Source organism: Chryseomicrobium aureum (assembly GCF_016909155.1).
In the GTDB taxonomy this organism is placed as follows: Bacteria; Bacillota; Bacilli; order Bacillales_A; family Planococcaceae; genus Chryseomicrobium; species Chryseomicrobium aureum.
This window is the reverse complement of the sequence record NZ_JAFBFG010000012.1, coordinates 21241-40954: the sequence shown is the minus strand read 5'-3', so window position 1 is coordinate 40954 and position 19714 is coordinate 21241. Positions and strand designations below refer to the sequence as shown.

The 19714-nt window shown below is 39.5% G+C and carries 11 protein-coding genes; 9 read left to right on the top strand and 2 right to left on the bottom strand.

Annotation, left to right across the window (positions count from 1 at the left end; all coding sequences use genetic code 11):
* The first annotated feature begins 145 nt into the window (after window positions 1–145).
* The 5 genes from JOD03_RS09295 (at window position 146) to JOD03_RS09275 (ending at window position 7770) form a co-directional block, all read left to right on the top strand.
* Window positions 146–1009 (top strand): response regulator, encoded by an 864-nt coding sequence (locus JOD03_RS09295; RefSeq protein ID WP_204590561.1) that lies wholly within the window; start codon window positions 146–148, stop codon window positions 1007–1009.
* On the top strand, window positions 1006–2055 hold the full coding sequence (locus tag JOD03_RS09290; protein WP_204590560.1) for a HEAT repeat domain-containing protein: 1050 nt from the start codon (window positions 1006–1008) through the stop codon (window positions 2053–2055). Before JOD03_RS09295 ends, JOD03_RS09290 begins: the two co-directional genes overlap by 4 nt.
* Window positions 2055–3491 carry a glycosyltransferase family 2 protein gene (locus JOD03_RS09285; protein WP_204590559.1) on the top strand — a complete coding sequence of 479 codons (1437 nt, stop codon included), beginning with the start codon at window positions 2055–2057 and terminating at the stop codon, window positions 3489–3491. The genes JOD03_RS09290 and JOD03_RS09285 overlap by 1 nt, the downstream gene beginning before the upstream one ends.
* The gene (locus JOD03_RS09280; protein WP_204590558.1) at window positions 3473–6382 is read left to right on the top strand and encodes a hypothetical protein; all 2910 of its coding nucleotides are present in this window, start codon (window positions 3473–3475) and stop codon (window positions 6380–6382) included. The genes JOD03_RS09285 and JOD03_RS09280 overlap by 19 nt, the downstream gene beginning before the upstream one ends.
* Before the next feature lie 104 nt (window positions 6383–6486).
* Window positions 6487–7770 carry a hypothetical protein gene (locus JOD03_RS09275; RefSeq protein WP_204590557.1) on the top strand — a complete coding sequence of 428 codons (1284 nt, stop codon included), beginning with the start codon at window positions 6487–6489 and terminating at the stop codon, window positions 7768–7770.
* Window positions 7771–8108: 338 nt separating this feature from the next.
* Here JOD03_RS09275 and JOD03_RS09270 read toward each other — a convergent pair whose 3' ends face one another.
* The gene (locus tag JOD03_RS09270; protein WP_204590556.1) at window positions 8109–9653 is read right to left on the bottom strand and encodes a malate:quinone oxidoreductase; all 1545 of its coding nucleotides are present in this window, start codon (window positions 9651–9653) and stop codon (window positions 8109–8111) included.
* Between the two features lie 209 nt (window positions 9654–9862).
* Here JOD03_RS09270 and JOD03_RS09265 point away from each other — a divergent pair, with 209 nt between their 5' ends.
* Window positions 9863–10861 carry a macro domain-containing protein gene (locus JOD03_RS09265; RefSeq protein ID WP_204590555.1) on the top strand — a complete coding sequence of 333 codons (999 nt, stop codon included), beginning with the start codon at window positions 9863–9865 and terminating at the stop codon, window positions 10859–10861.
* A 78-nt stretch (window positions 10862–10939) separates the two neighbouring features.
* The gene (locus tag JOD03_RS09260; protein WP_204590554.1) at window positions 10940–11557 is read left to right on the top strand and encodes a vWA domain-containing protein; all 618 of its coding nucleotides are present in this window, start codon (window positions 10940–10942) and stop codon (window positions 11555–11557) included.
* Window positions 11558–11857: 300 nt separating this feature from the next.
* Here the strand turns inward: JOD03_RS09260 and JOD03_RS09255 are convergent, their stop codons facing one another.
* Window positions 11858–13021, bottom strand: a complete 1164-nt coding sequence (locus tag JOD03_RS09255; protein ID WP_204590553.1) for a dicarboxylate/amino acid:cation symporter — start codon at window positions 13019–13021, stop codon at window positions 11858–11860.
* A gap of 178 nt (window positions 13022–13199) precedes the next feature.
* On the opposite strand from JOD03_RS09255, the gene JOD03_RS09250 reads away from it, so the two are divergent.
* Together JOD03_RS09250 and JOD03_RS09245 are read left to right on the top strand one after the other, a co-directional pair.
* Window positions 13200–14822, top strand: coding sequence for a BCCT family transporter (locus tag JOD03_RS09250; RefSeq protein WP_204590552.1), 1623 nt, complete (start codon window positions 13200–13202; stop codon window positions 14820–14822).
* 295 nt (window positions 14823–15117) lie between these two features.
* Window positions 15118–19680 carry an endonuclease gene (locus JOD03_RS09245; RefSeq protein WP_204590551.1) on the top strand — a complete coding sequence of 1521 codons (4563 nt, stop codon included), beginning with the start codon at window positions 15118–15120 and terminating at the stop codon, window positions 19678–19680.
* Window positions 19681–19714 lie beyond the last annotated feature (34 nt).

Sequence of the window (19714 nt, the reverse complement as noted above, 5' to 3'; positions counted from 1 at the left end):
ACGCTAAATATCTTTAGTCATGCATAGAATGAATTCATATAAATACTATTTTACTATGTTAGTTAAATTATTTTATAAAAAAACCAAGATTTAATTTAAAATAATGCAAATAGTACTATTCAAATTATGGAAAAGGTGCTATTGTATGAGTAATAATCGAATTGGAAGAAAGAGGGCGATGATGGTGGGGAGAAAATTGTATTGGGTAGATGAAGCAGAGTCCATATTCTCACTCATCCAAGGTGCGTTGGAAAGGTCGAAAGCCCCTATTGCCGTTGTTTTTATAAAACCGCTGACAGAAGAAGCGAAAGTCGAAAATGAGGAAGTCTTAAAATTTATTCGTAACTCTGACTTAGTTTTTCATGATCCGGAAAAAGAAGGTTGGTGGGCAGTTTTACCAAACAGTGGAAAGAAAGAAGTAAAAGCATTTTTAAAACGGCTGAAATCTCATTTTTCATTAGAAGATGTCCATGCCTATAAAGTTTTATACACAGAAGTTCGAGACTCCAAAATGAGTTTAATGGAAGTTGTCAAAATAATGAAAAGTTCAAATTTTGATGAAGCTCTAGTGAATTACATTGAAGGACCGTGGACAATTACGGAGAAGCGCACGATTAAAGTTAGTCTTATTGTAAACGACAAAATAGTACAAGAAGTATTGCACCGATCAATTTCGACTATGGACTTTAAAAATTTCTTAGTAGATGTTCATTTATTTGAAGACGGTTTAGAATTCGAATCCTCAGAGTGGTACACAAGTGCTAATCATCATTTGGTCGTTTTAGACGATGTATTACCGAAGAAGAACGGTATTGAAGTCGTACATTTCCTAAGAAATCAAGCAAGTCATCAAAAATTTCATATCTTTATGTTGACGGACCGTGTCTCTGAAGAAAATCTAATCAATGCCTATCAAATGGGGATTGATGAAGTGATTCATAAGCCATTTAATCTTCGCTTGTTTGAAGCTCTCTTCAGAAGAACAATTGAGAGGCTGTGGTTCGAATGACAGTTTCAAGTATAACGCTATTATGGATTATTCTCGTCCTTTTAACACTATTGCTTCTATTCAGTGTGTATTTAACGGTTTTAAGACTTTTAGAGAAGCGGAAATTAGCAAACGAAAAGAACTATATCGACCGTACTAAACATATATGGATGAATTACTTGTTTTATGGGGGGGACTGGGATGAGCAATTAATCCCAGATGGACCGCATGAAACAAATGCTACAGAAAAGTTACTTATCAATTTTTTAAATAGTGTGTATGTAGAAGGGACTCGGCAAAAGATTTACTTATTTGCAAACACTTATTTAGAGGGGTACTACAGAAAAATGTTACGGAGCCCCGAGTGGAGTCATCGGATGAACGGACTTTATCGAACCATTGATTTTCAGTTAGTCGCATTAGCCGAAAGTCATCTGAAGCGCTGGGAGTCTAAGAAAGTAGCCACTGTAGAAGAAGATTATTATCTATCATTATTAAAAATTATGACATGTAAGACAACAGCTTTGCATATTATCAAAGACGATGAACATCAATTTTCGGAACATCAAAATCGAGCACTTCTTTTAAAACTTGAAAATAGTCAACTGCAAGACTTGGTTCAGAATTATAGTTTTCTCTCTCGACCGGCAAAGCTTTCTTTAATCGATGTTATTGGAGAGAAGAATTATGTGGAATATCAAGAATTTTTAATGAGCCAGCTTCAACTGGAAGAAGAGTCCGAAATTCGTATTCGTATTTTAAAGGCTATTGAAATGATTGGTTTTTATAAAGACTACTCTTCAATTTTGCCATTTCTCGAGTCGGACTATTGGGAAGAACGCATGCTTGCTGCTCGGCTGATTGGAACTTTCCCACTACATGAGAGTAAAGGTTACTTATTGCCTTTACTTGAAGATTCGAGTTGGTGGGTTCGTTCTACAGCTGCTCGCTCAGTAGCTAAGCAAAAAAATGGGACTGAGCTATTGCTTGCATACAAAGATAGCACGCAGGATCGTTTTGCGATTGAAATCATTGAAGAACAGCTTATGAGGGGAGTGTTTGCGTAATGGCCATTTGGGAAGCTATTTTAGTATTTTTTGGACGCTTTCTGATTTTTTACATGATCGGTGTCATTATCATATATACGCTTATGTTACTCCTCTCTTTATTAAAGCTGCGTAAAGAATACCAATTGGATAAAGAAGAGCTTGATGACGATTTTCTTTCTAGTTATTACTCAAAGCCTGTATCAATTTTAGTTCCAGCATTTAACGAAGAAAAAGGTGTGGTAGATAGTGTTCGGTCATTACTCAGCCTTCGCTACCCTCAATTTGAAGTCATAGTAATAAATGACGGGTCTACAGACCTCACAAAAGAAACGATGATTTCTTATTTTGCAATGGAAAAGCTGAACAAGGTCGTGCGCAAACAGTTGGAGAATGAAGAGATTGTTGCAATCTATCAATCTACGATTCACCCTAACTTACTTTTGGTCGACAAGCTGAACGGTGGAAAAGCAGATGCTCTAAATGCAGGTATCAATGTTTCCAGATTTCCGTATATCTGCTCCATTGATGGGGATTCAATATTAGAAGATCGTTCGTTATTGCGTATTATGAAGCCGATTGTTGCATCGAATGGAAAAGTAATAGCTGCTGGTGGGAATGTGCGTATTGCAAACGGCCTTTATGTGGAGCACGGTGCTATCTCAAGCCCTGCTCTACCAAACAACTTACTTGTTGTCATGCAAGCAGTCGAATATTTACGCGCATTTTTAATGGGACGGATTGCTCTAAGTCGCTATAATTTAGTGCTCATTATTTCTGGCGCCTTCTCCGTGTTCTCAAAGTCCTGGGTTATTAAAGCAGGAGGTTATGCGAAGAACACAATAGGAGAAGATATGGAACTGGTTGTTCGTTTGCACCGAGTACTTGCTGAAAGTAAAGAAAAGAAACGAATTGAATTTGTTCCGGATCCGGTTTGCTGGACAGAAGTTCCTTCTAAACTTTCCGTACTTCGAAAGCAACGAAGAAGGTGGCATCAAGGATTAACTGAGAGTTTATGGCGCCATAAACGAATGACCTTCAATCCAAAGTACGGAGCTGTTGGCATGGTATCGATGCCCTATTTCTGGTTGATTGAATTTCTAGGCCCGATTATTGAGATTGGAGGATACATTTATTTAATATTTGCTTTATTTGCAGGTGATGTATACATCGAAATTGCAATCTTGCTAGCATTATTACTGATACTTTATGGAAGTGTATTCTCAATGGGATCTGTATTAATGGAAGCTTGGAGTGTAAATCGCTACCCACGTATCCGAGATATTTATCGCCTGTTAATCATGGCTTTAACTGAAATCTTCTGGTACCGCCCATTGACGCTTTTATGGAGATTGGAAGGGCTTATTCGGATAATCTTTAGAAAACGCGAGTGGGGCAAAATGGAACGTACTGGTTTCCAGAAAAAGGAGATGACCTCGTGGATCGATTTATCTTAGTTGTACTTGTAGTGGCAGGCGTATTTGGCCTGCCCTATTTGCTTTGGGTGGCAACACCGAATTCATCAGTCACAGCTTCTGACCAAGTGAAGGATGATATAGAAAATCATCAAGGAATAGATTGGTATTTTAAACATAAGAAATATGCTAATCCAGACGAGGCCTCTATTGAATTAGACCTAGTTTCAGGAGCAGTCAACGAACAGCGTTGGAGAGAAGCGACTACCTCAGAACAACTAAATAAATTGCTTCTAGTACAACCGATTGATTGGCTAGGTGTACAAGACGAGTTGCTTACACGAGAAATAGAAGACTTCACAGGGGTTCGGTTTACAGGTTGGATTATGCGCTACTTCGAGGATTTGTCAGCAAGTAATCCTGATATTCCAGACTTGACTAGAGAATTAGTGGAAGGTAGTTGGGAGTATGAAGGTAGTGGATATATATTTACAAATGAACAAATAGAACAGACCGTTGTAATTGAATCGGAAGAAGTCTATCAGCATGGTGATTCGAATGATTGGGTAGAAAGTGATTATCGCGGTTGGATTCAGATTGTGACTTCTCCGATTGAAGAGGACGTTTCATTTTGGTTTGCGCTCCCAGAATCTATTCACCAACAATTGCCTGTTGAATTGACAGAAGGACTAGTGCCAGCAATCGTGCAACGCGAGCATCCAGAGATTCAGTCTGTCTACATGGCAGCGGATTATCAATCTCTAGAATCGCCACCAGCACTTTACCAAATCTTTGGTTTGTCTTCTGTTTACAATTTCTTTTATGCAAATCGTGGGGACGGGTTTTACTGGTCCACATTTGCATCGCAATTAACGGACATAGTTGCATCCGCAAAAGAGTTGTCTGGTGTACCAGTCCGAAAGAATGAAGAATTGGTGAATCACTCAAGAATTTCGGGTGACCAGTTTGAAGTGCAAGTAGACGGGGACTGGCAAGAGATGTCCGTTAAAGGCGTAAATATTGGAATGGGCAAACCAGGATTCTTTCCAGGGGAAGCAGCGATTACAGAGGAAGAATATTATCGTTGGTTCCAACAAATCGGTGAAATGAATGCTAACACGATTCGAGTGTATACGGTCCATCCTCCAGGTTTTTATCGTGCATTGAAACGCTATAATGAAGAGCATGACGTCCCGCTTTATGTATTTCACGGCGCATGGACGGAAGAAGAGTTGTTAGAGGAAACACAAAATGCATTCAATGAGGAAACCAATAAACGATTTATTAAAGAATATCAAGACATTGTCGATGTGATACATGGGAATGCCCGAATTCTTCCCCAAGTAGGTCACGCTTCCGGTACTTACGAAGCGGATATATCGGAGTATGTAGTCGGCTGGATTATCGGGATAGAATGGTATCCGGAAATGGTTGTTGGAACGAATGAAGAAAATGATCATCTTAAAGATTACGATGGTCAATTTGTAAAAACAGAAAATGCGTCTCCTTTTGAACACTGGTTAGCGATGCATATGGATGGCATTTTAACCTATGAGGCAGACAATTATAATGAACTCCGCCCGATTAGCTTTACAAACTGGGTTACAACGGATTTACTGGATCACCCATCCGAACCAAATATCGACGAGGATCTAGTAAGTGTGAATCCGAATGTAATTCGCTTGAAAAATGAAATGGAACCAATCGGTCAGTTCGCATCGTACCACGTTTATCCGTACTATCCAGACTTCTTGAACGTTGATAAGGAGTACTTAGAATATGTCGATCAAGATGGAGAGAAAAATAGTTATGCAGGCTATTTAAATGATTTACGTGCGGCACACGACATGCCGGTTTTAATTGCGGAGTTTGGAATTCCAGCTTCTCGTGGCGGAACGCATATCAACCCGTATGGATGGAACCAAGGGAACGTGACAGAACAGCAGCAAGGAGACTATGTCTCAAAGCTGTTCCGAACAATAATAGCGGAAGATTATTTAGGTGGTTTAGTGTTCAGTTGGCAAGATGAATGGTTCAAACGAACATGGAATACCCAAGAATATGATAATCGCGAACGACGCCCATACTGGTCAAATCGCCAGACAAACGAACAAAACTTTGGATTGTTGAGCTTTGATTCTATGAGAGTACAAGTAGATGGGAGTTTCGAGGATTGGACAGAAGTAGACGACTTTATTGGAGATTCGTCTGCATCTCTAAAAGTCACGCATGATGAAGCGAATCTGTATTTAAAAATTGAAGGACTTCAGGATACGGAACGTGCACGTATTGTTCTAGATACAATTCCAGATCAAGGAAATACGGGAATAGACGCGCTATCTTTTGAAGATGGAATTGATTTCATTGTGGATATGAATGGTGAAGAAAGCCGTTTAGTAGCTGATACGTACTACGATTATTATCATTATTTATATGGCAACGACCAAAAAATGATTGAGCCTGTGTCCAACGGAAGAAAGAATACAGGAAAATTTACACCAATCTATTATGTTCTAAACAAAAAGTTGTATTATCCAGAACTAGATGAAGTACTACCATTTGAATTTTATGAGACTGGAAAGTTGACACGGGGCAATGGTAATCCTAATTCAGCGGATTATAACTCACTTGCGGATTATGAGTTTGGAGACAATTCAGTAGAAATTAGAATTCCATGGCTGCTACTTCAATTTAGAGATCCAAGTCGCTTAGAAGTAATTGGGGATGTGTTCAAAGACGGTGAAGAGGCAAGTGAGTTTATCGAATCAATTGGAATTGGTCTCGTGATGGGAGAAGGGGAAGCATCTGTGCTCGTATCAGAAGATAGTGGTCTTCGCCGTTATTCATGGGAGAGTTGGAATGTACCAACTTCAAATGAGCGTTTAAAAGAATCATATTATATTCTTCAGCAAACATTTGCGGATTTAGAATGATGACGGAACAGTGTTCGTAGTGTAAACTAAGATAAATGACAAAATAAGTAGATAATTGATTCAAAATTACTATATTTCAATACTAATGAAAGGATGTGAAAAGTTTGAGAACGCATCTAACAAATGAAAAAGGGTATACACTTTTAATCACATTAGGTCTTGTAATGATGCTCATGCTTTTCATGTTCTCTTTCACGCGTATTGCTGTTTCACAAAAAGTGCAGGTTGAGAAAACAGATTCAAACATTGTAACAACGGCGCTCGCAGAAATGGGAGCAGAGTTTTATAAAGAAGAAATCATCCGTGATGTGAATCAATTGATTGCTGACACAGCTACTAAGATGGATCAAGTGAAAAAAACTTCGACAAGTTACACAGATTTAACAACTAATATGACTGCACTTGCCACCACACAAAATGCGGAGTTAGCTGCTTATTATGCCAACACTGTCTATATGGAAACTGCTTCAACACCACCATCCATTGTGGCGGGCTATACGACAATTGTAGATCAACAGACCAGAGGGTACCGGCTTATTGAGCGTTCAAATTTGAATGTAGAGGATTCCACGCTATCTTTGAAAGTGGTCGGATTTACCGAGACGGATGTCAGTGAGCCGATAGAGTTATTTATAGAGTTACCGGAACAACTAATGTGGCAAGGAGACAAGACAGAATCCTTTATCACGTCTTATACATTTGCACAATATGCCTCTTTACCAAATAATGATACGATTGTAGTAACCAACCCAATCAATACGGCAAATGGTCAAACTTATAATTTTGAAGGAGAGCATTTTTACTACTTTCAACAAGGTGGGACATTCAACCATCAACAATTCGGATCAGAGGGAAGTTTGTTAAATGTAAATGTTCTCTCCGGAGCTTCTTTATCTTTTGAAAAGCATTTCCAAGTAAAAAACTCAAATTTAATTACAACAACACTAGATTTAGAATTCAATTCAAACTCTCAAACAGAGATTGATAGTTCTCATATCATTGCCAACCGAATTATTATTACAAAAGGTTCTACCGAGGAACAAATAGTCAATCCAAATAATGATAGTCAGCGTGTCGATTTTATGAATGGCTCGACCGTATGTCTGTTACCAGACCCGTCGATTTCACAAGCAGCTTATGATTTAAATGTGTCCAACCTAAAGAACGTACTTCTCTACAAAGACACTTCAACTTTTGTCTACCGGAAATCGAATGGAACTTATTATGCGTACACCCGAACTGGTGAAAGTGCTTTATCAACTGATTTTGCATCAGACCCGATTTATCAGTCAGCGTGTAATATACGCATGGCAGTAGAAGAGGAAAAAACAGTATTTGAGGCGTACGATCCAAATAATATGCGACTAGCAGATGTCATTTATCAATAAAAAAACAGTAGTTCACTTATTATAGGCTAAGTGAACTACTGTTTTTATTTGTAATTTTTATAGGTGCCTGTCACCATTTACCAGTGTCTCCCAGATGGTGCCTGTCACCCTATACACTGTTTAGGACAGCGGGCGAGTTCTATATTCATTACTTGCCGACTTTATTAATCGACAAGAGGAGGTAGTGAGTTCCTGGGGAATCAGAGTATGGCGGAGACCCCGCAGTGGAGGCGAGAAGTGCGAGCTTCTCGTATGCCAAGAGGAGGCTCCGGTATGCTCCCCCTGGAACTCACTACCGCATCGCCAGAGATTGAATCCATTACTACTATTCTCTAAATTTATGCGTTCTCAGGAGTTGCTGCAACTGCAACAGTTTCTTGTTGTTGTTTCTCTAAATGCATCTCAGTCAATTTCAGAGTACGCGCAGTCGAATTCAACAAATCAAAGAACAATTCACGGTTGTCTGAGAGAGAAACTCCATAAGAAGGAACCATTTCTTTCACACGTGGTTGCCATTCTTCAATAAACTCTGGGAAACAACGTTCCAATACTTCCAACATGACATGTACAGCAGTTGAAGCTCCCGGAGAAGCCCCGAGTAAAGCAGCTACTGAGCCATCCGTTGCGCTCACAACTTCTGTTCCAAACTGAAGTGTTCCTTTGCCGCCGACCTCTGTATCTTTAATGACCTGTACACGTTGACCTGCAACGACAGTTCCCCAGTCCTCTGCTTTTGCATCTGGGATGAACTCACGTAATTCTTCTACACGTTTGTCGTGAGACAGCATGACTTGTTCAATTAAATACTTTGTTAAAGACATTTCTTTTGCGCCAGCTGCAAGCATCGTAAACACGTTATTTGGCGTAACAGACTTGATTAAATCTAAGTTTGAACCTGTCTTCAAAAATTTCGGTGAGAAGCCTGCGAATGGACCAAACAATAAAGATTTCTTGCCATCGATATAGCGTGTATCCAAGTGAGGCACAGACATTGGAGGAGCGCCGACTTTTGCTTTTCCATACACTTTCGCATGATGCTTTTCTACAATTTCGGGGTTATTACAAACGAGGAACAACCCGCTGACAGGGAATCCTCCAATGTTTTTGGATTCGTGAATACCTGATTTTTGTAAAAGGTGAAGGCTTCCGCCACCCGCCCCGATAAATACGAAGTCTGCTTGGTGGTATTCCCATTCTTTCGTCTCGTGATTCGTCACCTTTAATTCCCAGCGACGATCTTCTAAACGCGTCAAATTGTCGACACGATGTTTGTAGTTCACTTCCACATCTTGCTGTTGTAAATAGTCAAACAACATACGTGTCAATGCACCGAAGTTTACGTCTGTTCCAGTGTCGATTTTCGTTGCAGCAATCGGCTGACCATCTGTGCGATTGTTCATGATAACTGGAATCCACTCGGCAAGTTTTTTCGGGTCTTTTGAAAATTCCATTCCTTCAAATAAAGGGTTCGTTTTTAAAGCTTCGAATCGTTTATGAAGAAAATCAACATCCGCTTCACCTTGCACCATACTCATGTGTGGAATCGGCATGATAAAATCTTCTGGCTTTTTGAGTAATCCTTTTTCCACTAAGAAAGACCAAAACTGACGAGATAATTGGAACTGTTCATTTACTTTAATTGCTTTTGTAATATCAATGGAGCCATCTTTTGCTTGCGGTGTGTAGTTCAATTCGCAAAGAGCTGCATGTCCTGTACCTGCGTTGTTCCATTCGTTCGAACTTTCTATACCCGCCGCATCTAATTTTTCAAATACTTTAATGTTCCAATGAGGGACTAATTCTTTTAGTAAAGCACCGAGTGTGGCACTCATTACACCGGCACCGATCAAAATAACATCCATTTGTTTATCCTGACTGTTCATGATTGCGTTCCACATCCTTGAGTTTAATTAAGCGCTTTCGCCTATTAAAAAAAGCAGGTTCTCCAACTGAACGGGGAACATACTTCATGATTTATATACGTACATTCATTATTATACGCCTGTTGACTGACAAATTTCTACTATTATTTACTAAGTAGAATGCATGTAAAAATTAGGATATGATAGAGAAAATAGGACGGAGGTTCAATATGCCATACATACTTATACGTGATGATATTACAACATTGAAGGTAGATGCAGTAGTAAACGCCGCAAACAAGGAACTTCTAGAAGGTGGCGGAGTGTGTGGTGCAATCTTTGATAAGGCGGGAAGAGCAAAGTTAAAAGAAGCTTGTACTCTTCTTGCTCCCATTCAGACAGGGCAAGCAGTCGTAACACCAGGATTTGGATTACCCGCTGCATTTATTATTCATACTGTAGGACCTAAATGGAATGGGGGATTACAAAAAGAAGAAGAACTTTTACAGAGCTGTTATGAAAACGCTTTAGAGCTAGCTTGTGATCATCAATTAAAGAGCGTTGCATTTCCGTTGATTTCGGCAGGAGTCTATGGATTTCCCAAAGAAAAAGCGTTTTTAATCGCCAAAAAAACTATTCAAGCATTTGTTGAAAAAAAGGATATTACAGTATTTCTTGTTCTCTTTGATCAAAATTCTGTCCAAGTGAGTCAACAGTTAAAACAATCGATTGAAGAATTCATTGATGAACATTCTGTGCACCGATTAGAAAAGAAATATGGGCGGGAACGCAATAAAATGCAAGTGGACGAAGCGTTTTCATTTCAAGAACTACCTACTTTTGAATCAACGAAAAGGTCGACACTTGACGACTTCTTAGCTACTACTGATGAGACATTTTCTGATAAACTAATCCGGTTGATTGATGAGAGAGGATTATCCGATCCGTATGTCTACCGAAAGGCAAATATCGATCGACGACTTTTTTCAAAGATTCGTTCCAAACGTGAGTATCAGCCTAAAAAGTCTACCGCGCTCTCTTTAGCTATTGCTTTAGAATTGTCCCTTGAAGAGACACAAGAGCTTTTAGCAGCCGCAGGGTACTCCTTATCAAAAAGTACAAAATTTGATTTGATTATTGAATACTTTATTCGCAATCAGAACTATGATATTTATACAATCAACGAAGTTCTCTTTACGTATCATCAGCCACTGTTGGGAGCGTCATGATGTCGCTTTTGAAGCGACCATGAGAATGTCTTCTGTTGGTAGACTCTAGATAGATTATATCTAGAGGAGGAACTAAAAATGAAAACAGAAGTACTCTTTATTCTTGATCGCAGCGGTTCAATGAGTGGGTTAGAGAAGGATACTGTTGGCGGTTACAACAGTCTAATCACAAAGCAACGAGAAGTTGAAGGCGATGTTCGGATTAGCACCTTACTTTTTGATCATCACCTAGAATGGGTACACGACCGGACGAGTATTCATGAAGTGCGGGCTTTGACAGAGAAAGAATACTACGTACGAGGAACGACGGCATTGCTTGATGCTATCGGTTATGGAATTCAGAAGATGAAGACCATTCAAAAAAATGAAGATGTGAAGGTGTTAGTTGTAATCACAACAGACGGTATGGAAAATGCTAGTAAAGAGTATACGACGAAGTCTGTTCAACAACTCATTTCAGCTCAAACGGCATTAGGATGGGAGTTCTTGTTTTTAGGAGCGAACATCGATGCAGTTGCCACTGCTCAACAGTTTGGAATTCATCGTGACTATGCTGTCAACTACCATGCCGATGCGAAAGGAACTGAGTTGAACTTTGCTTCTATAAATGAAGCCGTGTCTTCTGTTCGATCGGGCAAAAAGATTACGAGGGAATGGAAGAAACAAGTCGAACAAGATTTCCACCAACGAAGCTAAAAAACCAGTAGTTTCTCTGACTAAATATCAGAGAAACTACTGGTTTTGGTTTGTCTTAATGAGTATTTTACCAGTCGGTGCCTGTCACCATTTACCAGTGGTTCCCAGATGGTGCCTGTCACCATATATCAGAGTTGCATCTTCAGAACTCGGAAGCTAGGACGCCATTTCCCGGGCTATCGGAGTTTTGCCGAGACCCCGCAACAAGACAAAGTCGATGTGAGGAGGCTCGGTGAAAGTCCCCCAGGAAATGGTGTTCAAGCTGTAGAGATTTCAACTTTAGAGTAGCGTTCTACACATCTAAGATTTTGCTCCAGAAAACTTATCCACAAGAACAGTCAAAGCCCCGTCCCCTGTAACATTCGTAGCCGTACCAAAGCTATCTTGCGCTAAATACAATGCAATCATAAGAGAAACCATCGTTGGGTCAAACCCAAGCATTGTTTCAAGTAGACCCGCTGCAGCCATTACAGCGCCACCTGGGACACCCGGCGCAGCAATCATCATTACGCCAAGTAACAAGATGAATGGCCCCATTTCTGACAAACTAGGTGCTCCACCAGTTAACAGGATTACTCCCATAGAACAACTTACAAGAGTGATCATACTACCTGATAAATGGATTGTTGCAAATAACGGTACAGCAAATTCCGCAATTTTTTCGTTAACCCCTGTTTTCTTAGCTGACTGCAAAGTTACTGGTATTGTCGCAGCTGATGATTGTGTACCAAGAGCAGTGAAGTAGGCAGGTAACATCGTGCGAATCAAACGCAATGGATTCTTTCCGCTCGCGACTCCTGCAGTCGTATATTGAAGTAGAAGCATGGTGATATGAAGTGCAATGATCAGTATGAAGACTTTGGCGAAAACCGACAAAATCGATTGGACTTGACCACCATACGTCATGTTCATGAAAATTCCTAAAATATGAATCGGTAATAGTGGAATGATCACGTACGTGATTAATTTTTCAATAATGCGTTGGAATTCATCCATAATTGTACGCAAGTTTGTACTGTTTGTAGCTGAAATTCCGATACCTAAGACAAATGCAAAAATTAGTGCACTCATGACACCCATAATTGGAGGGATTTCAAGTTCAAAAAAACCGCCAAGCAGTGCTTCTCCTGGATTTACTACATTTCCTGCAGTTGTGTTTTCGACGAAGCCAGGTAACAATAAACTTCCTACAGTAAACGCCAATGTTCCAGCTATGATTGTTGAAACATATGCTGTAGTTGTCGTAACACCTAAAAGTTTCCCAGCCCCTTTGCCTAGATGAGCAATCCCAGGAACGATAAACCCAATAATGATAAGTGGGATTGCAAAGCCTAAGAACCCACCAAAGAGCCCGTTAAATGTAGCGAAAAACTTCACAACGTTTTCAGGAACAAATGAACCTAGTACTACTCCTAATACTATTGCCAGTATAATTCGAGGTAACAAACCAAACTTGATTTTCATATGCTTACGTCCTCCCTAAAAACACATTTGTTTTTCATGGAAGTATCATATCACGGAATAGTAAAAATACTTATTTTTTGAATAAATAGAATAATAAAATGAATTAACTTGATTTAAAAAATAATTTTCATGAAAATCTCTGGTACACTTGTACTACTAAACTGAAAGGAGAAAACAGATGAAATCAAAGATAATTGATTGGCCAACATTTATAGGTGCATTTTTACTTTTGATGGCAGTCACATTGCCACTCGTGTTCTTTCCTGAATCAGGTAGAGTAATTGTTGGTCTAGCAAACGAATATATGACAACAAATTTTGGAATCTTGTATCTTGCGATGGGATTAGGTGCATTCTTCTTTTTAATTTTTGTTGCATTCAGTAAAAATGGACATATTAAATTAGGAGAAGAAGGGGAAGAACCAGAATTCAATACGTTTTCCTGGGCTGCGATGTTATTTGCTGCCGGTATTGGATCAAGTATTTTATATTGGTCTGTGATTGAGTGGGTCTATTACTATCAGGGACCTCCATTTGGTTTAGAGCCAGAATCTCCAGAAGCTATCCCTTGGGCAACGGCTTATGGAATGTTCCATTGGGGACCGATTGCCTGGGCTATTTACACACTTCCTGCACTTCCAATTGCTTACTTCTATTATGTACGAAAAAAGAGTGTTCTTAAAGTAAGTGAAGCAGTACGACCAGTGTTAGGAAAGTGGGTCGACGGTCCACTTGGTAAAATCATTGATATTTTATTTATATTCGGCTTACTAGGGGGCGCAGGTACTACACTAGCTCTTGGAACTCCGATGATTGCTGAAGGGGTTAATTATTTGACTGGCATTCCTGTAAACCTTCTTACTCAAGCACTTATTATGTTGTTATGTACAATTATATTTGCTATTAGCTCAGCCTCAGGTTTGAAAAAAGGGATAAAAGTGTTAAGTGATTTAAATATCTGGTTAGCACTATTCCTACTTGCGGTTGTATTATTCTTCGGTCCTACACGTTTTATAGTGGAGACTACTTTTAATGGAGTTGGGTTAATTTTAGATAACTTCTTTAGAATGGCAACATGGGCAGAGCCATTTGGGAATTTAGGTGGATTTACTGAAAGTGGATTCCCGGAAGCGTGGACAGTGTTTTACTGGGCTTGGTGGCTTGTGTATGCTCCGTTCGTTGGATTATTTATTGCTCGTATTTCTAGAGGAAGAACAATTCGTTCAATGATTTTTGGAACAATGATCTACGGAACTCTTGGGTGTGTCCTGTTCTTTGGAATCTTTGGGAACTACGGTCTGCATTTACAACTCACGGGTCAATTTGATGTCATTAGCTTTATGGAAACCAATGGTCCTGCTGCTACGATTATTGCAGTAGTGTCACAATTGCCTTTCTCTTACTTAATGGTGTTAGTATTTACAGTGCTCTCCATTATATTCTTAGCCACAACGTTTGACTCCTCGTCGTATATACTTGCTTCTGTCGTTCAAAAATCTGTTGATGGAGAGCCTTTACTGTGGAATCGACTATTCTGGGCATTCACATTGTGCATCTTACCACTTTCACTCCTCTTCCTTGGTGGGCTTGATACATTACAAACGGCCAGTATAGTAGGGGGATTCCCTCTGATTTTTATTATGTTCTTACTCGGATGGTCGTTCATGCGAGCATCTAATAGAGACATTGAAGCCTCAGATGACTATGAGTCTCCTACAATTTATTTGAAATTGCGTGCGAGAAAGAAAAAGCGCACCCCTTTAGAGGCTTTAAAGGATAATAACCCTACTAAAAAAGAATAGCAAATGAATCCTGTAACTGATAAATTTAGTTGTAGGATTTTTTGCCCCCTTTAAACTCTTTTGTCCTTCGAATAATAGAGGTGTATATCTTAATTGCTATTTCATTAAAATGAAACTTTAGGACTAATTAATTGTAAGAGAGAAAATGTGAAATTGAAATTGCATTTAATTTAACCTATACGTCAGACCTATTTTTGTTAAAAAGTGAAAGCGTTTACAAAACAATAACGTTTTCTTTACAATATTCAGATATGCTAAAAAAGTAAGTAAACAAAAATTTGAAAGGATGAAAATTTTGAAGATTTTCAATCATGCAATCAGTAAGTTGATTTTGGCGTTTGCTTTAGTAGTTTCATTAGTAATACCATACATACCTAACGCTCAAGCTGAAAGTAAATTAGAAGGTTCGATATTAGCGGATGACTTATTTTTCTCAGAATACATTGAGGGTAGCAGTAATAATAAAGCTCTTGAAATTTATAATGGGACTGGAGCAAATGTTAATTTAGATGGTTACGTTGTGGAATTATACTCGAACGGTAATGCATCTGCACAAAGCGTAGAAAATCTATCAGGGACTTTAGGAAGTGGAGATGTTTATGTTTTATTTCATACTAGCGCAGTTCAAGGATTAAAGGCTCTAGGAGATAAAGTGTCAGGAACTACTAATTTTAATGGAGATGATACAGTACTTCTTAAGAAAAATGGTGAAATAATTGATTCATTCGGTCAAATTGGATTCCAACCATCAACAAGTTGGTCAGTCAATGGTGTGTCAACTGTCAATCAAACATTGGTCCGCAAATCTTCAATCACGACTGGTGATAAAGATGCGTCAAATGCGTTTGATCCATCAGTAGAGTGGGATAGTCATCCAATTGATACATTTACGTTCTTAGGTTCACATGTAATGGAAGGTGGAGAGGGTACACCGCCACCGGCTGAAACAAAAGTGGCAAATGTAACGGCTACTCCAGGTGCTGGCGCTGTGGTTACAGGTACACAAGTCACGCTTGCCACAACTACAAAAGATGCTACGATTTATTACACAGTAGATGGGTCTGACCCTTCTGACTCAAATCAAGCAACGCAAGTCTACACAATGCCTATTGAAATCAATGGAGCAACTACAATTAAAGCTATTGCAAAAAAAGATGGTTTGGAAACTAGTGCTATTCAAACGTATAGCTATACTCTGATTCAAAGCCAGACTGTAGCAGAAGTACGAGCTGCGACTTTAAAATCTTCTGTAGTTACAGAAGGAATTGTAACAACGGACATTGCGAAGTTCGGTAACAATGGCTTCTATATTCAAGATGCTACTGCAGGTATCTATGTTTATACAACTACTGATACTGGTGTGAAGCAGGGTGACCGTATTCAAATCCAAGGAACTCTTGATGCTTTCCAAAATGAATTACAAATCACGAACCCCACGATTACTAAGCTAGATACAAACAATCCATTACCAGAAGTGCAGGTTGTACCAGCTTCAGGTGTAAATGCTTCTACGCAAGGGGAACGTTTACTTCTTGAAGAAGCTGTTGTCTCAAATTTACGTGATCCTGGATTTGGAACAATCGAATTCACAGCAACTACAGAAGATGGTTCATCTGTAGTAGTGCGCAATGACAACCGAAATGGCTACACATATGAAGACTTTATTCGTCAATATTCAAATGGAGACATTTTGGACATTTACGGGATTGCAGGTACGTTCAATACGACATTCCAATTGAAAACAACAGGTGCATCAAGCTTTGAACTTTCTACAAAACCTGCTGTATTTACAAATGTTTTCCCGGGTGCAGTAAATGAGGGTCAAGCCATTGAACTTCTAACAGAGTGGGAAAATGCAACAATTTACTATACTCTTGATGGTTCTACACCAACGACAGAGAGTACAGTTTATGAAGGTCCTATCGTTCTTGAAGAAACTACTACAATCAAGGCGATTGCAGTGACATCTTCTGAAACATCAGAAGTATTCTCATTTAAATTTACTGTTTTAAAGACTGAAAATGTAACAATTGAAGAAATTCAAGGAGAAGATCACTATTCTCCATACACTGGTGCTGGTGTGGCAGGAGTGACGGGCGTTATCACTCACTTCTATAACTCAGCGAACTTCTTTATTCAAACTGTGGACCCTGACGATAACCCTGCAACTGCAGAGGGGATTGCGGTCAACTTACCAAATGCAGCTTCTACTTACAAAGTAGGTGATCTAATCACTGTAAGTGGAACTGTTCAAGAAAATTTCTATGAAGGGTATTCCGATAACCGTCAGACAGACCTACCAATTACACGTATCGGGAATTCTACAGTATCAAAAATTGGAACAGCAGAACTACCTGAACCAATTCGTATCGGCGTTGATCGTATGCCACCTACAAAAATTATTGATAACGATAACTTAACTTCGTTTGATCCAGATGAAGATGGGATTGATTTCTGGGAGTCATTAGAGGGAATGCGCGTATCTGTTCCAAACGCTCATATCGTTGGACCACAGAAGTTTGGTGAAGTAATTGTCGTGAACACTGAAGCGACAAATAACGAGTTGAACCTGCTTGGTGGAATCACTATTTCAGCAGACGATTACAATCCAGAACGTGTCATCTTTGATATTGACAATGAATCGTATGTTGCAAAATCAGGAGATCGTTTTGCAACAGCTCCTGTTGGTGTTGTGGGCTATGGATTTGGGAACTATAAAGTCTTTACATCTGTCGAGCAATTACCAGAATTAATTGAAGGTACACATCCAGATGAAACAACTTCCATTGAAGTAGCGGATGAAAAACTGACAGTTGCTACTTATAATGTAGAAAACTTCTCAGCAAACGCTTCTCAAACATCGGACGAAAAAGTTGAACGCATTGCGAAATCGTTCGTGGACAAAATGAAATCTCCAGATATTATCGGACTTGTAGAAGTACAAGATAACGATGGTTCTGTAGATTCAGGAAATCCAGATGCATCTCAGTCCTATGAGCGTTTAATTGCAGCGATTAAAGCTGCTGGTGGTCCAGAGTATTCGTATACAGATATTGCACCTGTTCACAATCAAGATGGTGGGCAACCGGGCGGAAACATTCGTGTTGGATACTTATACAATGCAGATCGTGTAGAACTAGTTCCAGGTACGAAAGGAACTTCAACCCAGGCAACGCAGTGGACAGATTCTGGCTCTTTAACATTGAATCCAGGTCGTATTTTAGATCTTCCACAACCGAACACACGTAAACCCCTTGCTGCTGAATTTATGTTCAATGGTGAGAAAGTTGTAGTGATTACAGCTCACTTAAACTCTAAGGGCGGGGACCAAGGCTTGTTTGGTAAAAATCAACCACCGGTATTGGGCTCTGAACCTGAACGTATCGAACTTGCCAAAATGATTAATAGCTTCATCCAAAAAGGGCTCGACAAAAATCCTGACCTAAACGTAGTAGTGGCAGGGGATATGAATGACTTTGAATTCACTCCAGCACTTGCAGCACTTAAAGGTGATATTTTAGTCAACATGATTGAACAAGTACCGGTAGAAGACCGTTTCACGTACTACTACCAAGGAAACAATCAAGTTCTTGATCACATCCTAGTAACGAAAAACTTACTTGAAAAAACAGTCGTTGATATTTTGCATATCAATGCAAATAAAATGGAAGAGCATGGACGAGCTTCTGACCATGACCCAGTTCTTATTCAAGTAGACTTTACGAAGGAAGTAATCCCACCGGTTCCACCACTAGTTTATGATCGCTACCTTCGTTATGAAAATACGAAGACAGGTAAGCTTGTGGTCGCTACTCCGAACACACATGTGACTATCGGAGAAAATGTGCGTATTAATAACGGGATTGAAGTCAAATCGCAGGTTGCAGGTATTACAGGAAGTGGGCTAGAGGATCGTACAGTTCTATTGAATCCTAACAAATCAAATGCTCAATATGATTTAGAAGGAACCGTTATTAAAGAAATCGTGATTTCAGGTAAAGAAAAAATTGAGTTAAGAAATGCATTTAATGTTGGAAAGATTTCATATACTAAAGGTGCTTCGGAACAGAACATCACCTTTATTGATACGATGAATACGCCAGCTCAACCAGAAGAACCTGAACAACCAACAGATCCAGTTGACCCAGTCGATCCAGTGAGCTACGATTCGGTTGATGGGTATTACACGGGGCTTGCAAATCTAACAGGTGAAGCGCTGAAAGACGCGCTTCACGACATTATTGACGAGCAAATCGTATTATCGTATTCCCAAGTCTGGACAGCTTTAAAATATACAGACGAGGATCCAAACAACACAAACAACGTTTCTTTATTCTATTCTGGCGTTTCACGTTCAAAAGACCGTAATGGAGGAAATGTTGGTGACTGGAATCGTGAACACGTTTGGGCAAAGTCTCATGGTAACTTTGGGACTAGCAATGGTCCTGGAACAGATATCCATCACTTACGTGCAACTGATGTTCAAGTAAACAGTTCACGTGGAAATCTTGACTTTGATTGGGGCGGTACTCCTGTTACTAACTGTCCAGATTGTAAGCGAGATGGCGATTCATTCGAGCCACCTACACGAGTAAAAGGGGATGTGGCGCGTATGTTATTCTACATGGCGACTCGCTATGATGAAACAGATCGTGTGGATTTAGAGCTGAATGAAAAAGTAAATAATGGTTCAGCTCCATACCATGGGAAGCTTTCTGTTTTACTTGAGTGGCACAAACTTGATCCAGTAGATGCTGTTGAGATCGAACGCAACAATCGTATATTTGAAGCACAAGAAAATCGCAATCCGTTCATCGATAACCCACAGTGGGCAGAGATGGTATTTGGATTAAATTAATTTCTATTCTTGTGAAACTATTTTAATTCTAAAA